This window comes from Microcoleus sp., from assembly GCF_049646505.1.
Classification (GTDB): domain Bacteria; phylum Cyanobacteriota; class Cyanobacteriia; order Cyanobacteriales; family Microcoleaceae; genus Microcoleus.
In genome coordinates, this window is sequence record NZ_JBARVX010000265.1 from 1 (window position 1) to 6,586 (window position 6,586).

The window sequence follows — 6,586 nt, forward strand, 5'->3', positions numbered from 1 at the left end:
TCTTATCCATGCCAATGTTATTAAGATAATCGATTGCGGCACCAAGGGCGATCGCCTCCCCGATTGCCGGAGTCCCCGCCTCAAACTTGTGCGGCAAATCTGCATAGGTAGAATATTCGAGAAACACCTCAGCAATCATCTCGCCACCGCCAAAAAACGGAGGCATTTCTCTGAGCAAATCTAACTTGCCGTAGAGAAAACCGATGCCAGTTGGAGCACACATTTTGTGACCCGAAGCAACCAGCCAATCGCAATCCATTGCTTGCACATCTACTACCATGTGCGGCACGCTTTGGCAAGCGTCAATTAAAACTTTTGCGCCGAAACTGTGGGCAATTTCGCAGATTTCTTTAACCGGATTGATACAGCCCAAAGTATTGGAAACGTGAACGATAGAAACCAACTTAGTTTTATCAGAAATCAGCGTTTTGAACTGTGGTAAATCAAACTCCTGAGTCTCCGTCAACTCAACAAACTTCAGCACCGCGCCAGTTTTTTGAGCAATCATTTGCCAAGGCACCAGATTGCTGTGGTGTTCCATCACTGACAGGATAATTTCATCTCCGGCTTGTAGATTGTTTAAACCCCAAGAATAAGCAACCAAATTAATCGCTTCGGTGGCGTTGCGAGTGTAAACAATTTCTTGCCGCGAAGCCGCATTGATAAACGCTGCAACTTTATCTCTCGCACCTTCGTAAGCATCAGTCGCTTTAGCACTGAGAGAGTGAGCGCCGCGGTGCACGTTAGCATTGTATTGTTCGTAGTAATCGCGCCAAGCATTGAGTACAGCTAGGGGTTTTTGGGAAGTAGCTGCATTGTCTAAATAAACTAGCGGTTTACCGTTGACTTTTTCATTGAGAATTGGGAAGTCTGCGCGAAATTTTGAGGCTAAGGTTTTTTCTTGAATAAGTGTCATATTTTTTGAAGTTAGTATTGTTGTGAAACTCGCTTCTAGGGCGTATTGTTGAACCCGGAGATCCCCCCTAGCCCCCCTTAAGAAGGGGGGAACAAGAGTCTTTTCAAAGTCCCTCTTATCCAGGGAGGGACAAGAGTATTCTCAAAGTCCCCCTTCTTAAGGGGGATTTAGGGGGATCTCCTGGTTTGATTGCAAAGGCAATAAAACACCCCCAGCCTGTTGCTAATTCCTTTATGCTTGAATAGCCATGCAGGTAGAAAGCATTTTTGCCACAGCCACAATTGGCAATTTATCCAGAATTTCCGCCGCAAAAGCATCGATGAGCAAATAGCGACTTCTTTCTAAATCCAAGCCGCGACTTTGCAAGTAGAAAAGTTCATCGTCTTCTAATTGGCTGACTGTTGCACCGTGGGAACATTTAACGTTGTCCGCCACAATTTCCAACTGCGGTTTCGTGTCTACGCGCGCCCTCGGCGAAAGCAACAAATTCCGGCTCAACTGTCCGGCATCTGTCAATTGTGCGGCTTTGCGAACGAAAACTTTGCCGTTAAATACTGCGCGAGCTTTGTTACCGACAATGCACTTATGCAATTGCTTACTTGTGCCGTGGGGGTGATTGAAATCAATTAGACTGTGAGTGTCTGCTAACTGTTCGCCAAAGGCTACGGTTAAGCCGTTTAGATTTGTTTCGGTGCCTTCGCCGCGCTGAAATACTTCTAAATTGTGGCGCGATATTTTGCCGCCCAAGCTGATAGCATGACAAGTATAGCTGCTGTTGCGCGATTGCTCGATCGCACTTTTGCCAATATGAACCACATTCAAAGTTTCCCGCTGCAGCCTAACGTGGTTCACCGTGGCGTTTTCGCCCACAAAAACATCCGTCACAGCATTCGTAAAAGCGGGTAAATTACCGATTGTGCTGTAATCCTCAATCAGTGTAACTTTGCTGCCAGCCTCAGCTATGATTGAGCAGTGCGGCTGACACATCGTCGCAGATGCACCGGTTGCGGTCAGGAACAGCAAGTGAATCGGCCTTTCGACAGACACATTGGCCGGCACGAACACCACCGCAGAATCTGCCAAACCCGCAGTATTCAGCGCTGTAAACACTTCCGTTTGCTGTTTGTGCTTGCTCAAAACATCGGTAATGCGCGATCGATATTTTTCGGGTACATTAGATAAATTACCTGCATAAAAGTCCGGCAAATTCACCGTTGACAAATCCGGCGCATAAAAACCGTTAACAAATACCAATCTTAACGGTAAATCATCCCGATTCTTCACAGGCATAACAATATCAGCCAGCTTAACCGTTGACTGATAGCTTTGCGGTACATGAAAAGGAACTTGCAACACCGGCGACAAATCAGTAAAGCGCCACTCCTCATCCCTCACCGTCGGAAAACTTGCAGCAAGCACGTATTCAGTCGCCGCATCCCGCAAATCCTGCAATCCGTAAGCCGAACCTTTGCCATTAGCAACCTCCAACTTGCTGCACTGATTAACCAAATCAGCCAAAAACATTTCCCTAGTAGCAACTTGCGTATTTATCATCGCGCGCCCACTCCTGCTGATTCCTCTTCCACAACCCAATCATAACCGCGCTCTTCCAATTCCAGCGCCAACTCTTTCGGGCCAGTCAAGATAATTCTGCCCGCTTCCATGACATGAATAAAATCAGGAATAATGTAATTGAGCAACCGCTGATAGTGAGTAATCACCAACATCGAATTTTCCGCAGTTGACAACTGATTCACACCAGCAGCGACAATTTTGAGAGCATCGATATCCAAACCAGAATCAGTCTCATCCAAAATAGCTAACTTCGGTTCCAACAAAGCCATTTGCAAAATCTCGTTGCGCTTTTTCTCGCCCCCAGAAAAACCCTCATTGACGCTGCGGCTCAAGAAAGCCGGATTCATCTTCACAACATCCAGCTTATCCTCGATTAAATCTTGGAAATCAAAAGCATCCAACTCTTCCAATCCCCGATGTTTGCGGTGAGAATTGTAAGCCACGCGCAAGAAATCCACATTACTAACGCCGGGAATTTCCAAAGGATATTGGAAAGCCAAAAATATACCAGCCAAAGAACGTTCTTCCGGCGGTAATTCCAGGAGATTTTCTCCCAGAAAAGTAACTTCTCCGCCCGTCACCGTATAAGCAGGATGGCCGGCTAATATTTTGGACAAAGTGCTTTTACCAGAACCGTTCGTGCCCATAATCGCGTGAATTTCACCCGATTTAATTTCCAGATTCAAACCCTTAAGGATTTGGGTATCATCCACATTCGCAGTTAAATCGCGGACAGATAACACCACTTGACTATTTTCAACAATCATCTTTTTTTTTCCTTTGCCTCAATGCAGTTTACAGTTTTTTGTTCTCATTCTTCTCGTTCCTAGGCTCTGCCTAGGAATGCGTGTCGCGAGGCTCTGCCTCGCCGGAAACGCGGGATAGAAATGCGAGGCAGAGCCTCTAGATATGCGTTACCAGGCAGAGCCTGGGAACGAGGGTTATGACTAATGACTAATGACTAATGACTAATGACTAATGACTAATGACTAATGACTTCTATCCCACACTTCCTTCCAGCTTCAGGCTCAGTAACTTATCAGCTTCCGCCGCAAATTCCATCGGTAACTGATTGAAAACATCTTTACAGAAACCGCTAATCATCATCGAAATAGCATTTTCTGCGGAAATTCCCCGCTGTGCGAAGAAGAACAATTGCTCTTCCCCAATCTTGGAAGTAGAAGCTTCGTGTTCCACTTTAGCAGTGTGGTTCTGCACTTGAATGTAGGGGAAAGTATTCGCTTGAGCGTTGTCGCCAATCAGCATCGAATCGCACTGAGAGTAATTGCGAGCGCCCTTAGCGTTCGGCCCCATTTTTACCAATCCGCGATAGCTGTTTGCAGAATTACCCGCCGAAATTCCCTTAGAAATAATCGTGCTGCGAGTATTTTTGCCGACATGGATCATTTTGGTGCCGGTGTCTGCTTGCTGCTTGTTATTTGTCAGGGCTACCGAGTAGAATTCGCCTACGGAGTTGTCGCCGACTAACACGCAACTGGGATATTTCCAAGTAATCGCGGAACCGGTTTCTACTTGCGTCCAAGAAATCTTGGAATTGACTCCTTGACACAAACCGCGCTTTGTCACAAAGTTGTAAATCCCGCCTTTACCGTTGGCGTCGCCGGCGTACCAGTTTTGCACTGTTGAGTATTTGATGTCGGCATTGTCCATTGTTACCAATTCCACGACGGCGGCGTGCAGTTGGTTGGTGTCAAACATCGGGGCGGTGCAGCCTTCGAGGTAAGACACGGAGCTGTTTTCTTCTGCGACAATTAGGGTGCGCTCGAACTGGCCGGAATCTTCGTTGTTGATGCGGAAATAGGTTGACAATTCCATCGGGCATTTTACGCCTTTGGGAATGTAAACGAAGGAACCATCGGTGAATACGGCGGAGTTGAGGGCTGCAAAAAAGTTGTCGCCGACTGGTACGACTGTGCCAAGATATTTTTCGATTAGTTCGGGATAATCTTTGATGGCTTCTGTGATGGAACAGAAGATAACGCCGTCTTTGGCTAGTTTTTCTCTAAAGGTTGTGGCAATTGAAACGCTGTCGAAAACAACATCGACGGCGACATTTCCCAGTCGTCTTTGTTCGGATAGGGGAATTCCTAATTTCTCGAAGGTTTCTAATAGTGTCGGATCAACTTCGTCCAAACTGTTGAGCTTTTTGGGCTTTTGTTTTGGCGCGGAGTAGTAGATAATATTTTGGTAGTCGATCGCGGGATAGTTGACGTGCGGCCAGGTGGGCTCGGTCATTGTCAGCCACTTCCGGTATGCTTTGAGGCGGAATTGCAGCATGAATTCCGGTTCGTTTTTCTTGGATGATATCAGGCGGACTACATCTTCGCTCAAGCCGCGGGCGATGGTGTCCGACTCGATGTCGGTAACGAAACCGTATTTGTAGGGCTGGTTGACTAAGGTTGTGACTGTAGAGCTCATGATTTTGCGTGTTCAGTGTTCTAGATAATGCTCTCAAAGATGGCAGACGGGCAATGGTTGTCTGGGCTTGAGCGAGTTCTGCTGGACTGCTCGGTTGAGTTAAACAACAGGTTTGTTGCTTTACTATATTTTAAGCTACATTAACAATAGTGATATTGTCAAAGTCAAATTAATAATTTTTTGTGAAGATGATGGAGACTACTCAGCAGACTTCCACGAAACAAGACATCCTGGAATATTTGCTCAAGGGGGGTCAGGGGACGGCTCTTGAGTTGGCGGAGTCTTTGGAGATGAGCCCGCAGGCGATTCGCCGTCATTTGAAGGATTTGGAGGCGGAGGGGCTGATTCGGTATCAGTCGGTTCAGGCTGGTATGGGGCGGCCGCAGCATATTTACGAGCTTACCAGTCAGGGGCGCGATCGCTTCCCGAATCGTTACGGCGATTTTGCTGTGTCTTTTTTGGATACTTTGGCGGAAACCGTCGGCCGCGAGCAAGTGATTAGTATCCTGCGAAAACAGTGGCAGCGCAAGGCTACGGACTATCGGCGGTTGGTGGGTTCGGGTTCGCTACAAGAGCGGGTGACTAATTTGGTGGAACTCCGCAGGGCTGAAGGTTATATGGCTGAGTGTTATCCTGTAGAATCTGTAGAGGTTGGAATGTGCGATCGCGATGTTAAGGGCGATCGATTTGTGTTGATGGAACACAACTGTGCTATTTCTAATGTGGCGGAAACTTTTCCGAGTGTTTGCGGCAATGAGTTGGAAATGTTTGCGGGGGTTTTGCCAGATTGTATTGTGGAGCGGACTCACTGGATTATTGATGGGGAACACCGCTGCGGTTATTTGATTGCTAGGAAGAAGGAAGAAGGAAGTTCGGCAACGAGCAATGTACGGGATGTAACGGATGTAACGGATGTAACGGATGTAACGGATGTAACGGATGTAAGTCGGAAGAAGGAAGTTCGGCAACGAGCAATGTACGGGATGTAACGGATGTAACGGATGTAAGTCCGTCGGAAGAAGGAAGAAGGATGAGGGAATGTATTACACGGATTTTGACAGGAATACACGGATGGGTGTTTTTTGCTTTTACCGATTACCGACAGCACGACACGGATTTTGACAGGGATACACGGATGTTTTTTTCTTTTACCGATAACAAGTAACAAATAACCAATAACAAATAACAAATAACAAATAACAAATAACCAATAACAAATAACCAATAACAAATAACTATGGAACCGCTAGCAGATTTTTTAAAGCCGGAAGAGTGCGCGGAAGTTGATATGGCGCTGCTGTCGTCGAAGGAAAAGTTTTCGACTCGATTGGCAATTTATGGTTTGAGGGTGCTCAAGCAAATTGCTGGGGAGACTGGTTTGCCGATAACTGAGGTGTCTAACCAGCAGGTGATGGATTGGATTAAGAATGATGAGAGCATTCAACAGTCGATTCAAGTTGATGCTAGTTTTGAAAACTTTTTTACTAATTTGGTGGTGGCGTCTTTGCGACCGTTGAAGCAAATTGCGGCAGAATCTGAAAGTGCGATCGAGCAATTAACAGTTAAGCAGGTTGTGGCGTGGTTTGTAAAGGATGGGAAGATTCGCCGAGAGCAGGGAACGGATGCTGCTTTTTTGGATTTGTGATTGGGCTGACG

Annotated in this window: 5 protein-coding genes and 1 pseudogene; 2 read left to right on the forward strand and 4 right to left on the reverse strand. The window is 46.5% G+C overall.

What is annotated here, in order from left to right:
• The 4 genes from WBA89_RS14210 to sufB all read right to left on the reverse strand — a co-directional run.
• Window positions 1-916, reverse strand: a 916-nt coding sequence (locus tag WBA89_RS14210; RefSeq protein WP_424407417.1) for an aminotransferase class V-fold PLP-dependent enzyme, incomplete at its 3' end; no start/stop codon positions are given.
• A gap of 231 nt (window positions 917-1,147) precedes the next feature.
• Window positions 1,148-2,470: a Fe-S cluster assembly protein SufD gene (sufD, locus tag WBA89_RS14215; protein WP_424407419.1), complete on the reverse strand. Its 1,323-nt coding sequence runs from the start codon at window positions 2,468-2,470 to the stop codon at window positions 1,148-1,150.
• Window positions 2,467-3,258: a Fe-S cluster assembly ATPase SufC gene (sufC, locus tag WBA89_RS14220; protein WP_424407421.1), complete on the reverse strand. Its 792-nt coding sequence runs from the start codon at window positions 3,256-3,258 to the stop codon at window positions 2,467-2,469. The genes sufD and sufC overlap by 4 nt, the downstream gene beginning before the upstream one ends.
• A gap of 232 nt (window positions 3,259-3,490) precedes the next feature.
• Entirely contained in the window at window positions 3,491-4,930 is a 1,440-nt protein-coding gene (gene sufB, locus WBA89_RS14225) for a Fe-S cluster assembly protein SufB (protein WP_333088681.1), read from the reverse strand.
• Between the two features lie 188 nt (window positions 4,931-5,118).
• On the opposite strand from sufB, the pseudogene sufR reads away from it, so the two are divergent.
• A pseudogene (gene sufR / locus WBA89_RS14230) lies at window positions 5,119-5,787 on the forward strand (iron-sulfur cluster biosynthesis transcriptional regulator SufR); the annotation flags it as partial.
• 380 nt (window positions 5,788-6,167) lie between these two features.
• Window positions 6,168-6,575: a hypothetical protein gene (locus tag WBA89_RS14235; protein ID WP_194071242.1), complete on the forward strand. Its 408-nt coding sequence runs from the start codon at window positions 6,168-6,170 to the stop codon at window positions 6,573-6,575.
• Window positions 6,576-6,586 lie beyond the last annotated feature (11 nt).

What these genes read in the sequence shown, in the direction of transcription:
- sufB (WP_333088681.1), bottom strand. Translation starts at nt 4,930, where the DNA reads ATGAGCTCTACAGTCACAACCTTAGTCAACCAGCCCTACAAATACGGT.
- sufD (WP_424407419.1), bottom strand. Translation starts at nt 2,470, where the DNA reads ATGATAAATACGCAAGTTGCTACTAGGGAAATGTTTTTGGCTGATTTG.
- WBA89_RS14235 (WP_194071242.1), top strand. Translation starts at nt 6,168, where the DNA reads ATGGAACCGCTAGCAGATTTTTTAAAGCCGGAAGAGTGCGCGGAAGTT.
- sufC (WP_424407421.1), bottom strand. Translation starts at nt 3,258, where the DNA reads ATGATTGTTGAAAATAGTCAAGTGGTGTTATCTGTCCGCGATTTAACT.